Source organism: Paenibacillus sp. FSL M7-1046 (genome assembly GCF_038007405.1).
Classification (GTDB): domain Bacteria; phylum Bacillota; class Bacilli; order Paenibacillales; family Paenibacillaceae; genus Paenibacillus_AQ.
The window spans coordinates 171,144-189,157 of record NZ_JBBOXB010000001.1; the positions used below are offsets into that span (position 1 = coordinate 171,144).

The 18,014-nt window shown below is 51.3% G+C and carries 12 protein-coding genes; 1 reads left to right on the forward strand and 11 read right to left on the reverse strand.

Features of this window, described 5'->3' with window-relative positions; translation table 11 throughout:
- Positions 1-464: 464 nt before the first annotated feature.
- On the forward strand, positions 465-2,066 hold the full coding sequence (locus tag NYE29_RS00645; protein WP_340893823.1) for a sensor domain-containing diguanylate cyclase: 1,602 nt from the start codon (positions 465-467) through the stop codon (positions 2,064-2,066).
- Between the two features lie 108 nt (positions 2,067-2,174).
- On the opposite strand, the gene pulA is transcribed toward NYE29_RS00645, so the two are convergent.
- The 11 genes from pulA to NYE29_RS00700 all read right to left on the reverse strand — a co-directional run bounded on the left by pulA (position 2,175) and on the right by NYE29_RS00700 (position 17,978).
- Positions 2,175-4,568, reverse strand: coding sequence for a type I pullulanase (pulA, locus tag NYE29_RS00650; protein ID WP_340893825.1), 2,394 nt, complete (start codon positions 4,566-4,568; stop codon positions 2,175-2,177).
- 380 nt (positions 4,569-4,948) lie between these two features.
- The gene (gene ptsP, locus NYE29_RS00655; protein ID WP_340893826.1) at positions 4,949-6,661 is read right to left on the reverse strand and encodes a phosphoenolpyruvate--protein phosphotransferase; all 1,713 of its coding nucleotides are present in this window, start codon (positions 6,659-6,661) and stop codon (positions 4,949-4,951) included.
- Positions 6,654-6,929 (reverse strand): HPr family phosphocarrier protein, encoded by a 276-nt coding sequence (locus NYE29_RS00660; RefSeq protein WP_038599075.1) that lies wholly within the window; start codon positions 6,927-6,929, stop codon positions 6,654-6,656. The genes ptsP and NYE29_RS00660 overlap by 8 nt, the downstream gene beginning before the upstream one ends.
- 98 nt (positions 6,930-7,027) lie before the next feature.
- Positions 7,028-9,088: a glucose-specific PTS transporter subunit IIBC gene (ptsG, locus tag NYE29_RS00665; RefSeq protein ID WP_340893828.1), complete on the reverse strand. Its 2,061-nt coding sequence runs from the start codon at positions 9,086-9,088 to the stop codon at positions 7,028-7,030.
- 251 nt (positions 9,089-9,339) lie between these two features.
- Positions 9,340-10,212, reverse strand: coding sequence for a glucose PTS transporter transcription antiterminator GlcT (gene glcT / locus NYE29_RS00670; RefSeq protein WP_340893829.1), 873 nt, complete (start codon positions 10,210-10,212; stop codon positions 9,340-9,342).
- Positions 10,213-10,336: 124 nt separating this feature from the next.
- The gene (locus NYE29_RS00675) at positions 10,337-11,950 is read right to left on the reverse strand and encodes a hypothetical protein (protein ID WP_340893831.1); all 1,614 of its coding nucleotides are present in this window, start codon (positions 11,948-11,950) and stop codon (positions 10,337-10,339) included.
- The gene (locus tag NYE29_RS00680; RefSeq protein WP_340893833.1) at positions 11,943-12,653 is read right to left on the reverse strand and encodes an ABC transporter ATP-binding protein; all 711 of its coding nucleotides are present in this window, start codon (positions 12,651-12,653) and stop codon (positions 11,943-11,945) included. Before NYE29_RS00680 ends, NYE29_RS00675 begins: the two co-directional genes overlap by 8 nt.
- 74 nt (positions 12,654-12,727) lie before the next feature.
- On the reverse strand, positions 12,728-14,296 hold the full coding sequence (locus NYE29_RS00685; RefSeq protein ID WP_340893836.1) for a flotillin family protein: 1,569 nt from the start codon (positions 14,294-14,296) through the stop codon (positions 12,728-12,730).
- On the reverse strand, positions 14,296-14,832 hold the full coding sequence (locus tag NYE29_RS00690; RefSeq protein ID WP_038588227.1) for a hypothetical protein: 537 nt from the start codon (positions 14,830-14,832) through the stop codon (positions 14,296-14,298). The genes NYE29_RS00685 and NYE29_RS00690 overlap by 1 nt, the downstream gene beginning before the upstream one ends.
- A gap of 231 nt (positions 14,833-15,063) precedes the next feature.
- Positions 15,064-16,227, reverse strand: coding sequence for an iron-containing alcohol dehydrogenase (locus NYE29_RS00695; protein ID WP_340893839.1), 1,164 nt, complete (start codon positions 16,225-16,227; stop codon positions 15,064-15,066).
- A gap of 170 nt (positions 16,228-16,397) precedes the next feature.
- A complete protein-coding gene (locus NYE29_RS00700) occupies positions 16,398-17,978 on the reverse strand; it encodes a UDP-glucose--hexose-1-phosphate uridylyltransferase (RefSeq protein WP_340893842.1) in 1,581 nt (526 codons plus the stop codon).
- Positions 17,979-18,014: the final 36 nt, after the last annotated feature.

Below are 18,014 nucleotides of genomic sequence, written 5' to 3' on the forward strand. Positions count from 1 at the left end.
CCTTTAATATAAGGGACGGGAGCGGCAGCTATGATATTTTAGTGCTTAGCACAGAAAGGGAGTATCGTTTGTAGAAAACTTGGGTAATAGGACTCAAGGGTTGGAGTATGAATAAGTCAGTACTATACATAATGTTTAAATCTGAAGCTAATTATATCAAGAATCCCGTCTCCTCCCCGGCTTACCGGATCGCTTGATGACCCGAAAGGTCGGCTGGCAGGGGATTTCAGGCTCGGATCAACCTCTTATATTCCATACTCGGCCCGGATGCCCTAAGCAGTACGTCCTACATACTGATGAGAAGGATCCCTAATCGTACTGGAAGCACTATGTTTCTATGACTATTTGAAAGACACTCTCTCGTTGTCCCTGCGGCCAATTACCCGCAGCCGGGATTAGTTCCGCATAGGTATCATCTACTATCAAAGAGATTTCTCAAAGTTTTATGCGGGGAGAGGATGACAGTGGCTTTATACAAAATCAAAAACACACGCAGATTAATCCTTTTATTTGCCGCTATCTCCGTTATTCTGGTGGGCATCAGCACTGCTTCTCTGCTGTATCTGAACCACACAATTAACCGGCTTTCAGATTCACTGTACAGCGATGTCTACCAAAACTCAGAGCTGATTCTGAATGCCGACCGGGATCTTCATCAGGCTGCCCTTGCGCTGCACACGGTGATGAACCGGAACATTAACCGTGAACAGCGCAGCCTGCTGTCTCAGGAGTTTCATGACAATAATGCCCAGGTGAAGCAGCGGCTGGGCATGGCCAGCTATAACATCAACGCTATGAAGCAACCGGAAAAGAGGATGACACAAAGCAATCGGCTGCTCTCCCGGCTGAGAAACGAGCTGCAGAGCTTCGAGGGTTATTTTGAAAGCTGGAAGAGTACCGGGCAGGAATTGATCTCCCGGCGTATGGAAAGCAATTGGAACCCGGATATTTACTCAGCTACCATGATCAACACCCGGCTGAGTGAGGTCCGCAGCAGCCTGGATCAATCCGAGAACCTGATCGATAACTACGGACAGCAGATTACCCAAGAGTTCCGTGAAAAAAAAAGCACCCTGTTCGCGGCCTACTCGCTGATCTTATTCCTGCTTATGCTCGTTATTATCTATCTCTGCCGCAGAGTAGTTTCGCTGCAAAGTGAGATGCAGGAAGATCAATCCCTATACCAGCTGATCGGTGAGACCATGTCTGACTTCATTATTTTGACCGATCCAAACGGCATGATCCTGTACGCCTCGCCTTCCCATTCCAGCGTGCTTGGCTACGTGCCGGACAAAGGTGTTCCTCTCTCCAACTACATCCGCGAAGCTGAAATCTCCTGGGCGAAGCTGAAGAGTGTAGTCCAGGGGACTCCGCGGATTTCGGAGCTGCGCATGCGTTCGGCAGAAGGCCACTGGGTGTGGCTGGAAACGAAAATCTCACCGATCACCGGCAGCCGTGCTTTTCCCGCGCAGTATATGCTTATCTCTCGTGAGATTACCCAGCGTAAGCAACATGAGGAACGGCTCCACAAGCTGGCCTTCTATGACCATTTAACAGCAATCCCCAATAGAGCCCATTTTAAAATGTACATGGAGAACCTGATTAATCAGCCTGAGGACCACAGACAGGAGATAGCCGTTGCGCTGCTAGATTGCGACAGGTTCAAGCAGCTTAATGATACCCTTGGCCACTTGGCCGGAGATGAATTCCTGCAGCTGCTCTCCCGTGAGCTGCAGCAGACGGTTAAAGGATTCGGTCAGGCGTTCCGCATCGGCGGCGACGAGTTCGCCGTCGTGCTTCACCGCTTTACCAATCCAGAGATGCTGGAGGAAATGCTGGACCGCCTGCTTCAGCTGTTCAACAAATCCTGGTCTGTCAACCAAGGCTCCAGCTTTCATACTTCCGCCAGCATAGGCGTAGCTCTTTATCCGCAGCATGGCGGCAGTATCAACGAACTGCTCCGTGCCGCCGACCTGGCGATGTACCGCTCCAAAAACAGCGGCGGCAACGAAGCCAATCTATACAATAAGCTTGTGGATGAAGAACATTCAGACAAGCATAAATAAAGAAACAGGCAGCAAAACAGGCTGTTCCGGAATCACTGCCCAAACGGCGGCGATGCTGGAACAGCCTTTATCAGCTGAGTGGCTATCTGTTTAATCTATAGCTTAACTTCAGCTGCTTAACTGAAGCGGATTATCTCCATCGCCGCTGCTTGCACTGCTGCGGTCTTGCACCACTACCTTAAGTAGCGCTTCATTGCCGGAGCAGTCAATAAAGCGGTCCCCGCTGCCCTTCTCTTCCCAGTCATTCAGCCGCAAAATATATCCAACCGACTCTGTTCCCGGCACCACTTCGATCCGCGCTACCGCACGTCCATCCTCCATCTGCCGGAAATCGCACTGCCCATCCTGGATGCCCGTACCCCACACCCAAAGATTCCAGCCGCGGTAATCGCCGTCGGGGCGGTCATAATGAACCTCAATGATCTTTGCCCGCGGTGCAGGCTCGCCGTAGACATCATACAGTACCATCATCGACAGTCCTTCAAGCTGTACTGTATGATCTGTAGCAATACGGAAGGCTTCTGTACCGGCACCGGAATGATCTACCACAATGTTCCAGCAGCCGCCTGTCTCAGGCAGCTGCTGAGTAACAGGCCCCCAATTGGCGTTGAAAATAACAACGATATTGTTCCAGACATCACCGCCTGCATTATCCTTCAGCTGATAAGCGACGACGCCGTCTTCACAGCGCAGGAACTCCAGTGAGCGCTCGATCTCCTGCCGTCCATGCAGACGGAAGGCCGGATGCTTCCGCCGCAGTTCAATAAGCCCTTTATAATATTGAAAGACAGGCATAAATGTCTCTTTGTTATCCCAGCGGATCGCATTGACCACATCAGGGGAACGGTAGCTGTTATGATCCCCATATTTGCTGCGCAGCATTTCATCTCCGGCATGCAGAAAAGGAATGCCCTGGGAGGTTAAAATGATCCCGTTAGCCAGCAGGGAGCGGCGCACAGTTTCATTGTCAAGAACATCCTGCGGGTCGATTGCGAAGTACGGATTTGCTTTAGCAACCGCCTTTTCGACCTCTCCGCCGCCCTTCAATCTTCCGTTCTCCAGTTCAGGCAGATCCGCCGCCTGGCGCTGGCCTTGGGAAGCAAGCACCTTATCCCACAGATTCAAGTTATCATGAGCGGTTACATAATTCACAGTTTCGACAGGCGAGTCGGTAAATTCATGAATCGCTCCTTTTATTCCCGACGCCACTGCACCTTCTTTGCCGTATTCACCGGTTGCGAAGCCTTTGCCCCAACCATCGCTGTCGCCTTTTATTGCCGCGCGGAAGTTGTCATTGAACACCGCATAACCTTTGCCCCGCTGCACACCCTTCAGCGTTTTGTCCGCCAGCGGAGAGTCCCCTCCTGTCCACGGCTCCCCGTAGATCAGCAGATTCGGATTAATGGCAAGGCGCAGCTCTTCCGTAATTTCGCGCATGGTTACGCTGTCCATCAGACCCATCAGATCAAAGCGGAACCCGTCGATATGATACTCCGAAGCCCAGTATAACAAGGAGTCCTTAATATATTTGCGCACCATAGGCCGCTCTGTGGCAATTTCGTTGCCGACGCCCGAACCGTTGGACAGTCTACCCAAATAATCATGACGGTAGAAATACTCCGGCACCAGCGGCTCGAATGGCCCCTTCTCAACAGAATACGTATGGTTGTACACCACATCCATAATGACCGAAATGCCTCGGCTATGCAGTGCCTGCACCATTTCTTTGAATTCACGGATCCGGGTCCCGGGTTCAGCCGGATTCGTACTGTAGGACCCTTCAGGTACATTATAATGCTGTGGATCATACCCCCAGTTATATTCTGAGTAATGTCCCGCTTCGGTGTCCAGACCATTTGCATTCAGTTCGTTTACCGTCTGGAAATCGAATACCGGCATTAGATGCACGTGGGTAATCCCCAGTTCAGCCAAGTGATCAATTCCCAGTGCATTCCCTGCGGAATCACGTAATCCGGTTTCCGTAAAAGCTTTGAACTTCCCCTTATGCAACATGCCAGAGCTCTCATGGGCGGAGAAATCACGCACATGCAGCTCATAAATTACCGCATCTGCGGGATGTGGCAACTGGGGTGAACGGTCCTCTGCCCAGGAGGGCGGATCGGTTTCACGCAAATCCACAATCGCCGACCTCACCCCGTTTGCCGAAACAGCAGTTGCATAGGGATCGGCGGCCTCCCTTATACTTCCGTCGGCAAATACGGTGCGGTACATATAATATTTGCCTTTCAGATCTCCGGTAAGCTGCGCCTGCCAAACACCGCCGTCCTGGCGCTGCATGGGGATAATCACTCCACTGTCTTTGGAATAAACGGCTGATACATCTGCGCCGTTCCCGCCGGTCTCGTACAATACAACCGATACGGTAAAGGCCGTCGGGGCCCATACTTTAAACTGGCTGCAGCCTGCAGTGTAGGTTACTCCAAGGTCCTTGCCTTCATAAGTTTCTATTATTATCTCTGTATTTATATAATTGCTATTCATTATTCCACCATCCCCCTGTTCTCCGCCATATTGCCGGATAACGGTTTACTTCACTTAAATCCAACTATTTCCACTACGGAAGAAATTAATACTTGCACAGATCTGCAAGCGAAGTCTATAGAGTACTGTCTTTCTTTTGAATCATAATATAATATGTAACACTATGTTCACAGGTTTGGGTTCCACCCGTTTTATGTGCCCACATTCTATTATCGGCTGCTGCGCCCAGGCATTTGAGCTTGTCCTTATAAAGGACAGCACGAACAACAGATGATGTACTGCCGCTGACAACAAAAAAAAGGCCTCCAATAGAGGAGACCGGCAGTAGTAGTTGGAAGAGTGAATTGCCTAAACGGATAATGCAAAAAATCTTTGCGAATTTACTTCACGCTGCTCTGCACAAGTGCAGCAACTTCCTCGGCGGTGCCAAGCTGAAGTGCTTTAGCAGCCATTTCCTTCATGTCTGCAGCGGACAGCTTGGAAATCTGGCTGCGTGCAGGCAGGATGGAGGTTGCGCTCATGCTGAACTCATCGAGGCCCAGACCGAGCAGCAGCGGAATCGCTGTGCTGTCGCCGGCCATTTCGCCGCACATGCCGGTCCATTTGCCTTCAGCATGGGCTGCGTCGATAACGATTTTGACCAGACGCAGGATCGCCGGATTGTATGGCTGGTACAGGTAGGATACCCGTTCATTCATACGGTCGGCAGCCATCGTATATTGAATAAGATCGTTGGTACCGATACTGAAGAAATCCACTTCTTTGGCGAACTGGTCAGCCAGAACCGCCGTTGATGGAATTTCTACCATGATGCCCAACTGAATGTTGTCCGATACTTCCTTGCCTTCTTCGCGCAGCTTAGCCTTTTCTTCCAGCAGCAGATCGCGGGCTGCACGGAATTCGCCGAGCGTAGCGATCATCGGGAACATGATGCGCAGGTCACCGTGAGCACTTGCTCTAAGCAAAGCGCGCAGCTGGGTGCGGAAAATATCCTGACGGTCCAGACACAGGCGGATCGCACGGAATCCAAGGAACGGGTTCATTTCCTTCGGCAGATCCAGGTAAGGCAGCTCCTTGTCGCCGCCGATATCCAGTGTGCGCACAACAACCGGCTTGCCGTTCATGTTCTCAAGCACGGTGCGGTAAGCATTGTACTGAATTTCTTCGGAAGGCAGCTTGTCGCGGCCCATGTACAGGAACTCGGTGCGGTATAGACCTACACCTTCGCCGCCGTTCTCGATCACACCGTTCACATCATTAGGTGTGCCGATGTTGGCAGCCAGTTCTACATGTTTGCCGTCAGCCGATACGGTCGGCTCATCGCGGAGTTTTTTCCACTCGGCGATTTGCAGATCATAGGCTTCCTGCTTAGCTTTATATTCGGCGACTTCAGCATCGCTCGGGTTGATTAGAACATCTCCGCTCAAACCGTCGACAATCACCAGATCTCCCGCCTTGACTTCAGACAGTACATTCTTGGTGCCGACTACCGCCGGAATTTCCAGGGACCGGGCCATGATGGCCGAGTGCGAGGTGCGTCCGCCGATATTCGTCGTGAAGCCCTTCACGTATTTACGATTAAGCTGTGCCGTGTCGGATGGAGTCAAATCCAGGGCAATGACGATAACCTCTTCATTGATTTCCGCAGGACTTACATAGTGAATACCCAGCAGGTGATTCAGGATGCGTTTGGTTACATCGCGCATATCAGCGGCACGTTCCTGCAGGTAAGCACTTTTCATATTTTCGAACATTTCGATAAACTGAGTGGCTACTTCATTTAGGGCATAGTCCGCATTAACCGATTCCTCGCGGATTTTATCCATTACGGGACTGATGAGTTCGGGGTCTTCAAGAATCAGCAGATGGGATTCGAAAATCTCCGCCTTCTTCTCGCCCAATTCAGCGAGCGTGCGCTCCTTAATGGCCTGAAGCTCGCCCTTGGATTTCTCCAGGGCGCTCTCCAGTTTGGCAATCTCGGCTTCCACATCGCTAACAGCAGTCTTCGTGATTGTATAATCCGGATGTTCCAGGATAAATGCACGGGCTACGGCAATACCTGCTGAAGCCGCGATTCCTGAAATTTTATTCATGGAGCTCTCCCAGCCCTTCTTTAATCATCACATCTTGCAGTGCGCTCAGTGCTTCCGCTTCTTCACTGCCTTCAGTAATCAGACTCAAGGTATCGCCAGCTTCAAGGCCCAAAGACAATACGCCGAGAATGGATTTAAGTGTTACTTTTTTACCTTTGGCTTCCGCGAATGCTTCTGTGCCTTTAAACTTTGTTGCTGTATTTACCAGCGCTGTTGCTGGGCGTGCGTGAATTCCGTCTTCGTCAATAATTCTGAATGTTTTTTGCATGATAATATCCAACTCGCTTTCTGTTAATTTGAATGTTTGTCTTATGCGAAGGCCGCACTCCCCTCCATTATAAGGGAAGCGCCATGCCAATGCACATGTTACTGAATGCTGATGATGTCTTTATCGCCTACAGCCACTTTACCCGGCTTCTTCAAGGTAACCGTGGACCCTTCAGGCAGATTGGAGAAGATGACCGGTGAAATAACGGAAGGCGCATGGGCTTTCACGTATTCCAGATCCACTTCCATAATCGGCTGTCCTGCAGCTACAAGGTCGCCTTCTTCTACTAGAATCGTGAAGCCTTGGCCTTTAAGCTTTACAGTATTAACACCAATATGCACGAGCACTTCCTTGCCGCCGTCGGACATAATCCCGATGGCATGCTTGCTCGGGAATACATTGAACACTTTACCGTATACCGGTGAAGCAATCTTGCCGTCATCTGACAGGAAGGCGAATCCGTCACCCGTCATCTTCTGGGAGAAGACAGCATCTGGAACCTGCGTAATATCAAGCAGCTCGCCGTTTACCGGGGACACGATGTCCTCAGGAATAATTGCTGCGCCTTCTTCACCGGCCTGCTTCTCAAGCTCAGGCTGCGGTGCGGCAGCAGCTGAAGCAGCTGGTATTCTGCCGTTCATGACATCCTGTATCTGTGACTTGATTGTATCTGAACGTGTACCAAAGATCGCCTGAACGTTATTACCAACCTCAAGCACACCGGAAGCACCCAGCTTCTTCAGCCGGTTCTTATCTACGCCTGCCTTATCCTTAACCTCGACGCGGAGGCGGGTGATGCAGGCGTCCAGGTGGGTGATGTTTTCTTTGCCGCCCAGTGCGGACAAAATGTTGCGCGGCAGATCATCACCGCTTGTAGATACATTCCCCGTGTTGACGTCTTCCGAATCATCGGATGCATCTTCACGGCCCGGAGTTTTCAGATTGAACTTCCGGATGACATAGCGGAATCCAAAGTAGTAAATCACGGCAATAACCAGACCTACCGGGATAACCAGCCACCACGCAGTACGGTTCGGGATAATACCGAACAGCACATAGTCGATAAAGCCGCCGGAGAAGGTCATTCCGATCTTAACATGAAGGATTTGCATAGTCATAAAGGAAAGACCTGCAAAGACAGCATGCACTGCGAACAGAAGCGGAGCTACGAACAGGAATGAGAATTCCAGCGGCTCTGTAATCCCCGTCAGGAAAGAAGTAAGGGCTGCAGAAATCATCAAGCTGCCGACAATCTTTTTGTTCTCAGGTTTGGCTTCATGGTAGATCGCCAGTGCCGCTGCCGGCAGACCGAACATCATGAACGGATATTTACCTGTTGTAAATGTACCCGCTGTGAAATCCACCCCGTCGCGCAGCTGCTGCATGAAGATCCGCTGATCCCCGCGTACCAGTTCACCGGCTTTATCGACATAACTTCCGAATTCATACCAGAACGGCGAATAGAAAATGTGATGCAAGCCGAAAGGAATCAGTGAACGCTCAATGACACCGAAGATAAAGGCCGACAGCGTCAAGTTCGTGTTGATCATGCTTTGCGACACATAGTTCAGGCCGTGCTGGATCGGCGGCCAAACAGCCGTCAATACAAGACCAAGAATCAGAGAGGTTACTGCCGTCATGATCGGCACAAACCGTTTACCCGCAAAGAAACCGAGATACGACGGCAATTCTATGCGGAAGAACCGCTTATACATCGACGCAGCCAGTATCCCGACCAGGATACCGCCGAAAACCCCTGTCTGCAGCGTCGGTATTCCCAAGACACTGGAATAGGAGAAATCCTTCCAGGTCAATACATAAGCGTTAATGCCCAGTACCGTTCCCATGGTTACATTCATGACGAGGAAACCGATGATTGCCGCAAGACCGGCAACCCCTTCACCACCGGCAAGACCGATGGCTACCCCGACCGCAAACAAGAGTGACAGGTTATCAAAAACAATTTGTCCCGAGTTCATCAAAACGTTGGCAACGGCCTGAACCCCGCTGTTTTCCAGTGCCGGTACGTATTGGAGGAAATCCGGGTTAACCAGCATGTTGCCGATCCCGAGCAGCAAGCCCGCCGCAGGCAGGATGGCTACAGGAAGCATAAGCGCTTTACCGACTCTTTGCAAAACGCCAAACAACTTTTTGAACATTTAGGCCACTTCCTTAATAGTAATTTCGTACAAACAGAAAACCAAAAAAGGCATGAGCAACACAGCATTTAGGTTTGTCTCTCTAACACTAAGGTTAGATTGCCCCAGCTTGGGGCCTGACAACCAAAATACTGTAAATCACTCATGCCTGATCGTATCAGTTACACGTAGGTATTCTGTTTTATTGGAACAGGGAACATTGTAGCACCGATTTTTTGAAGTTGCAAGCATGTTTTTGTAAGGGGTTCATTTCAACCCTCATGCTGCTCCATATCCTCTTCATCCTCTTTCTTCTGGGCCAGGCGCTGCAGATGAATAGTCAGGTAGCTCACTTCAGCCGGATATACCGGAATACGCACCCGCTGCTCAATGACCTTAGTCAGCTTCCAGGCCAGCATGTACATTTCAGGATATTCGCGCTTCATTAAACCGTCCAGAGAAGAAGTCTCCCGCACACTCTCACCACGGCGCAGTCTTTCCAGAACAAAACGCAGGTGGGTGACCAGCCGGGAATAATCCAGAGAATCCCGCGGAACATGATAACTCAGATTATCCTCCACCAGCCCCACGAGATCACCGATCAGCACGGAATGCTGCTTCACCTCGGAGATATGACGGTTGCTCAATGCGCTTACAATATGCAAAGCGACAAAACCGATCTCATCAAAAGGCAGCGTTACCCCCATCGCCTGATTGATCCGCCCGACTGCATATTCGGCCAGACTGTATTCCTCAGGATAAATTTCCCTGGTTTCGTACAGAAACGGATTATGTATGGCGATATCTTGTTCATGACGGCGGATGGCAAATGAAATATGGTCAGTGAGTGCAATATGAATATGTTCATTCAGCGGTTGGCGGCTGCTCTGCATGATATGCAATACAATCTCCTGAACTACCTCGATCAGCTTCTCGTCCACCTGCGGAACGAGCTGCTTGTATTGCTCCTGCTCCTCCTGGCTGCGGAGAATAAACATCTTCTCCACGGAAGACAGACTGATCCGATCACGTATTTTCCGGTTAAAGCCTATGCCCTTGCCGATCACCACAACCTCGGCGTATTGGGGATGCTCGGCAATAATCACATTGTTATTGAGTACCTTAGCCACTGTTATGCTGCTCACTGCTTACACCTCTTTGAATTCTGAATACCTTTGCCGCTGCGGCAGCTGCATAACTTGACAGCATGTGTAGATTATACTTGGCTACCGCCATAACATCAAGATTTCGACTGTGGAAGAGGCTGGATCATTTTACCCGGAAGGTTCTGCCCGAGTATTTATAGACCAGGAATAAGGCGATGGTCATGTAGGCTAACGTGGTCAGCAGTACCATTCCCGCAAAATAAGCCGGAGTACTCTCCAAGCGGAGGCACACAATGGTTGCAGCCAACACAATGCTGTTGACAATGGTAAAGAACGGATTCTTCAAATTCAGCTCTGTGCTGTAAGGCTGGAAAATATAATACATGAACAAGTGATGCACGGAGAAGAACAGGGATAGGCCGAGGATAGCCCCGCAAAAACCAGCTGCATCCGCAATCCCCCAGGTTTCATCCGAAAGCAGAATGAGCAGATTCACAGCTATACAAATAGCTCCGGCCGGAATCAAATTCAGAGCGGTTATTCTCAGCAGCCGAATCCGGAAATTGCTTAGCACCGCCGTCCGTTCCCGGTAGAATCCATACCGCAGCAGACTAATATCGCAGTTGTAAAACATCGCTTTGCAGACCTTCTCACCGATCGAGGTAAAGTTCATAATAAATACAAAATAAGAAAGGCTGCCGATTAAAAAATGTGCCATCTTGGTAAACATTGCCGGTGAGACCATCATCGACAGCAATCCGGCTGCGAACAACACGCCAATGATGAGCATCCGCCGCTGAATCGGCTGTATTAAAAAACGTTTATGCCGGGAGAAAAAGATCGCATTCAGGTAAGCATAGCCGCTTTTCTCCTGAAATTGACCGGGACTCAGCTGTTCCGCTGAAAAATCCTTTTCTTTCGTCTCGACATCCTTCACTCTCGACTCCTTCATCATACGCCCCATATCCAGCAGCGGATCGTCTATTTTGGTCACGGCATCAACCGCACTGCGGTAACGGGGATAACGCGCAATATAAACGGCGGCAACCACTCCTATAGCCGCAATGGCTAAACCTGCCGGCAGGTTGAACAACGTAGAGCTGTCCACATAGGACACTTCTGCATACAGCAGAGCATAGGCAAGCAGAAATCCCACGCCTATGACGGTCCACACCCACCCTGTTTTTTTGACAAGCACAATGTCAGTACGGTCGAAGAGCCATAAATGCAGTGCCTCACTTCCCAAGCGCCAGGCTGTTAACAGCAGGGCAAGCAGCACTCCCTGCCAGACCGGGGCCTGCAGCAATGAAGTGAAGAGACACATGGCCGGTATATAATAAACAAAGAAACTGAAGGTCCGAAGCGACATAGTAGCGTGCATGTACTGATCTGCAGGCAGCCGCATCAGCTTCACACAAATATATTTATCCCGCTTCGGTTCCAGGATGACCGCATTTGATACTGCGGCTACGACACAACTGATTATGACCAGCACTTGCAGATAGAGCTGATACTGTTCAGCAGGCGGCAGTTCCTTGCCGATTGTGATCACCGGCCAATAGACTACAATTCCCAAATAAGCGAATTTGGTCAGAAAGCCCCATATTATCTTCAGAATAAGCACGATTACAGCCAGCGTCTTTTTGAGTCCTGTCCGGGAATACAAGTCATTCTTTGCCATCTTCCCAATTACCGGCAACCGCTGGAGATAATAGATCAGCCGGTTCGCCCCGGATGCGCCCCTGATATCCAGTATGGTGTTCAGCGTCTTAATCATTGCTGCCCTCATCCTTTAGCAAGGTTATGATTCTCTCCTCGAATTCCGGGCTGTGCAGGGTGTCGGCAGGAATCTCCTGAAGTGTCCCGTTATTCAGAATAACGAGCTCGTCGCACAAGTCGGCTGCAAGCTGCAAAATATGGGTGGAGAAAATAATGATATGATCCTGCTTCATCTCCCGAAGCAGCTTCTTGATCTCCAGCGCCACCACAACGTCAAAAGAAGTCAATGGTTCGTCTAGCAATATCAAGGGCGGACGTGTAATGATAAAGCAGAGCATTTGGATCTTGTTCTTCATGCCATGAGAATACCCTTTGATCAGGCGGTGGCGGTCCTCCTGCTCAATCCGGATAATGTCGAAATAGTCTTCGACGCTTTTGCCAGGTTCAATCTTATCGCGGTTAATATCCATATAGAATTTCACAAACTCATAGCCTGTAAGAAATTCCGGCAGAATGGGCAAAGAAAAAACATACCCGATATCCGCCTCGCGGAGCGGACTGCTTACGTCGTTTTCCCGTAAAAAAGCCCCGCCGCTGTCCATTCCGATCTCCCCGCTCAAGCAGTTGAACAGCGAGGTTTTACCGGCACCGTTGCGGCCGAGAAGACCGTAAATCTTGCCTTTTTCAAAAGTGTAATCAATGCCTTTGAGCACTTGTTTATCTCCGAAGCTCTTACGGATGTTATCCAAGAGCAGCTCCATGCGAAGTTCCCCACTCTCCATAAAATTCAAGGTATGGCAGGCAATGCGCCTGTCATACCTTGAGTTATCCCGCATTATCCTTCAAGTTTATCAGTTGGAACCACTGGCACTGTCGGTACTGCAGGTACTGCCGGTACCGCAGGTGCAGCCGATACTGCCGGTCTGTGGTCCGGAGTTCCCGTTTTCCCTTTAGTCAAACCTTTAATCAATGCCTCTACATCAATTCCCGAGACACTCTTCAGCATTTCCGGAGCCGTCGACATCAGCTGGGTCACATAATTGCTGACCCTGGCCGCTCCTTCACCGTTGCCCGTATCCACCACAGTGAGCTTGTCGATGGATGCCAGCGGCTCGGCAATCTTACCGGCCAGTTCAGGCAGCATCTTCACGATGATGTCGAGCACGGCAGCTTCGCCGAATTTCTGGAACGCTTCCGCCAGCTTCTCTTTGGCTTCTGCTTCTGCGAGACCGCGCAGGCGGATAACTTCGGACTCCGCTTTACCTTTAGCCAGCTCTGCGTCGGCTGTTGCCTGGCCTTCCAGACGTTTCTGCTCGGATGTCGCCTTCGCCTGGGTCTCAATGCTGTACTGCAAGGCATCGGCTTCGCGCATCCGCTTGGCCTTATCGGCTTCTGCCGCCTGTTCCACTGCGTAGCGGTCGGCTTCCGCTTTCTTCTTCACTTCCGCATCGTACTGCTTCTCGCGCACCTGGATCTCTTTGGACTGCAGGTCTATCTCGCGTTCCTTACGAACCAGTTCGACCTTCATCTGCTCTTCCACCACCGTCTGCTTGGCGCGCGCCTCCTGGATGTGATAAGCCTGATCGGCTTCCGCCTTGGCTGTATCCTGATCCCGTTTAAAGGCTGCAACCTTCAGCTGATTGTCCTTGGAGGCTTCGGCGATGTTCGTATCCCGCAGCAGTTCAGCCTTTTGCCCTTGCTCCTCGGCGTTCGCCTTCTGGATCCGCGCATCCCGCAGCGCTTCCGCTTCGGCGATTTCCGCATCCCGCTTCACTGCAGCAATCCGCGGTTTACCTAGAGCTTCCAAGTATCCGTGCTTGTCGCGCACATCTTTGATGGTGAAGGAGACAATCTGCAGTCCCATCTTCTTAAGATCGCGCGCTGCTACGCCCTGAACCTCCTGGGCAAACCGGTCACGGTTGCGGTAAACCTCTTCCACGGTCATTGAGCCGAGAATCGCCCGCAGATGCCCTTCAAGCACTTCCTGCGCCTCGCTCTTCAGCCCTTCTATCGGCTTGCCCATGAACTGTTCGGCTGCCGTTGCCACATCTTCGGTAGAACTGCCTACCTTGATAATAGCCACACCGTCGGCGATAACCGGCACCCCTTGCTCAGTGTATACCTCCGGTGTCGTCACATCGAGCTTGTGTGAGAGCAGTGACATGAACTCGGCCTTCTGGAAAACAGGCAGAATGAACGCCCCGCCTCCGCGGACTATCTTGATTTTGCGGCCCGAGCCATCATCTGAGATATGATTGCTGCCGAGAAAGGAACCGGTGACAATCATTCCTTCATCGGGTCCGACCGTCTTGTAACGCGCCCAGAACGCAATCCCAAGCACCAGCAGAACCGCTACAACCACAACAGGAATAAACAAATAATCTGGAATGTCTAAGCCTAACATTAAGAATCCACTCCTTTTCTCTCTTCAAATTCAGTTACCAGCGCAACACCTTCCCGGACCTCTACCACTACAACCTTAATCCCGGCCGGGAGGGAAAGCTGCTCAAAGCTGGCTGCCGTATGCAGGCTGTTGCCTGCACCGAACTTTACCATGATTTCGCCATAGCCCTGTGCCGGAATAGGAACGGTAATTTCTCCGATCTTGCCAGGCAGCTCGCTCATGGAGAATCCGTTTGACATCTCGCTTTTGTCCATCGGTTTGACGACTCCCAAGTAAAGAACCACCCCCATAAAGGCTGCGATCAGCAAGGACAAGGCAAGAACAGCGCCATCTTCCAGCCTGCTGTAACGCGTGAGCAGAATTCCTGCTCCGCCAAATACGGTTACTCCCCCGGCCAGCACAGCAGGGTTCAGGAAATCAAAGGAAGCCACATCAAATATCCCATCCAAAACATTGCCGATCAGATCTCCCACAACTACGCTGACTACGGCAAAAATGACGCCGAGCGCCAAACAGCCCAAATACAGCGTTTGCATTATTTTCTCCTCCCGTCTATAGTTCCGGACTGTCATACTAGTATAAACGTTCAAACCATGTCCTTGGTTTCACAAACTTGGATGATTATCTCAATATTGTATCGTGGAAGCAGCCTTGAACCCAAGCCGGCCTATGCCAACAGTTTATGCAAAAAAGCCGTCCCCATTACCGGGAACGGCTTGATTTCCTGCCCGGAGCTGCAGTTCTGCAGCCCCTTTATGATGGCGTTCTTACAGCGCCATTGTATAAATTTCTACGACATCCTCACGCTCCAGCTTGCGGAAATTACCGAACGGTCCGAAACGTACCGCTTTGTCGGCCATGTTTCCGATTTCGCTGTCATTGATATCATAGTCGCCCAGGGTCTTCGGAGCACCGATGGAATCCCAGAAGCGGCGCAGTGCTTCAATGCCTTCAAGACCGGCTTCTTCATCGCTTTTGCCGGACGGATCAATGCCGAATACGTTCACGGCCAGCTGGCGGAAGCGGGCAGGGTTCGTACTGAGATTGTACTTCATCCATTGCGGGAAGAGGATAGCCAAACCGCCGCCATGCGGGATATCGTAGACTGCTGATACGGCATGCTCGATGTTATGTGTTGCCCAGTCTCCGGCGAAGCCCATGCTGACCATGCCGTTCAGAGCCATTGTGCCGCAGTACATAATCGTTTCGCGCAGCTCGTAATTGTTCAGGTCCCCAATCAGCTTCGGTGCCGTTTCAATAACGGTGCGCAGCAGCGTCTCACAGAAGCCGTCCTGTACAGGCGTGTTGCCGTCGGTATGGAAATAATGCTCCAGAACATGCGACATGATGTCCACCATGCCGTAGACGGTCTGGTCACGCGGCAAAGTGAAGGTGTTCTCGGGATCAAGGATGGAAAATGCCGGGAAGGCATGAACGCTGCCCCAGCCCATTTTTTCCTGGGTGACTTCGTTGCTGATGACAGAGCCGTTGTTCATCTCGGAACCTGTAGCAGCCATCGTCAGCACTGTGCCCAGCGGCAGCGCGGCTTGCGGAGCAGCCTTGCGTTCCACAAAGTCCCACATATCCCCTTCATATTTCGCGCCTACCGCAACTGCCTTGGCACAGTCCAGTACGCTGCCCCCGCCTACGGCAAGGATCAGCTCAATATTGTGCTCCCGGCACAATGCCACACCTTTATGTACAGTGGACAGACGCGGGTTCGGCTCGACTCCGGCCAGTTCGGTCACGACAGCCCCGATGGAATTCAGCTCAGCCAGCACATTATCGTACAGACCGCTGCGTTTGATGCTGCCGCCGCCGTACATCAGTAATATGTTCTTACCGTATTTCGGGACTTCGGTCTTCAGAGCCTGCAATGTTCCTTGTCCAAAAATCAGCTTGGTAGGATTATAAAATTCAAACTTGCGCATATGGGTAAACCTCCATTAGTTGATGAATGTGATGCAATTTCATATTATAGACCTCCGGCGTGTGTCATTCAAATCACAGCGGCTTCCCGTATCACGCCAAGCTGAACGAACTGATAAAAAAAGCCCCCAAACCTGCATGGCCGGGGACATTAATACTAACATTCAGTTGTTTATAGGGCTCCGAAGCTCTGCACAAACCGGCGGAAAGCGGCTTGTCCTTCCGCTGTCCGTTTGTAGACCCCGGCATGCTCCAGAATATGGGTGAATTTGATACCGACCTCATTCTGCACGATTTTGACAGCTTCTTCGTGGTTGTGACCTGTGCCAAAACGTTCGGCCAGCTCTTGTATCCACGAGGCATGCTGTGCAAGCGCGTGATCCGCTTCACTCTTCACGGCGGCCAGCAGCGGGAGATCTCCGGCAAGCACGCCTGCGATAGCATCCAGCTCTTCCTTCAGTCGTCCCGGCAGAATAGCCAGACCCATAACCTCAATCAGGCCGATGTTCTCCTTCTTGATATGGTGCATCTCCCGGTGCGGGTGGAATATCCCTTCGGGGAATTCCCCGCTGGTCCGGTTGTTGCGCAGCACCAGATCCAGCTCGAAGCCGCCGTCTTCCGCCCGCCGCACGATTGGAGTAACTGTATTATGCGGGGTTTCCACACCGTCAACTTCACTGAAAGCCAATACCTCAGCCTCAGGATCGCTGTAGGATTTCCAGGCTTCATAGAGATCGTTGCCGCATTCCAGCAACACTGCAGGGTCCGCTCCATGCAAACGCAGGACCGACATCGGCCACTTCACGATGCTGAGGCTGACGCCCGGGTAGGAGGCATGGGTGAACGTCTGCTCTTTCGGTGCTTTCTGGATCGGGAAGGTGTGGCGCCCGCCCTGAAAATGATCATGGGTCAGAATCGACCCGCCGACAATCGGCAGATCGGCGTTCGAGCCAATGAAATAATGCGGGAAAGCTTCCACAAAGCTGAGCAGACGCTTCAGCGACTCCTTGGTCAGCTTCATCGGCACATGATCGTGATGGAACACAATGCAATGCTCGTTGTAGTACACATACGGCGAGTATTGTAAGAACCAATTCTCATTGTTCAGCTTCAGCGGAATTACACGCAGGTTCTGGCGCGGCGGGTGATTCAACCGTCCGGCATAACCCACATTTTCGCGGCAGAGCAGGCATTTCGGATAGACCGGCGGAGGGAGCAGCCTGGCCATGGCGATTTCCTTCGGGTTCTTCTCGGGCTTGGACAGGTTAATCGTCATTTCGATATCCCCGTATGGTGATTCCTGCAGCCAGAACACATTCTTCGAGATCCGGTCCATGCGGATATAGTTGGAATCGATGCTTAATTTGTAAAAGCGGTCGGTTGCCGCCTCAATCCCCTTCTCAGCCGAGAGGCTATAGAATTGGGCATTGACTTCAGATGGCCGTGCCATCAGCAGGCCCATAATCTTCGCATCCAGCAGATCACGGTACGTATCGGTATTCTCCGGGATCAATCCGATTTCGAAGCCATAATCAATCAGAATGTCCAGCGGTCCCTGCGGGCTCTCAAGCGGTGTTTCACTGAATTCAAGGGCATACGGCTCACTGAAGCCGAACTGGTCCAGCAGTTCATTGCGGCTATAGTCAACATCGGCAGGCTGGATCAGCTCCTGGTGCAGCGCAAACAGCACAAGCTGTTCGATGGCATGCAGCGCCTTCTCTCCGGCCGGAGCGGTATTAATATCGTTAGGCATTTAAATTCTCCTTAATGTGGTGTAGCGAGTTGTCTG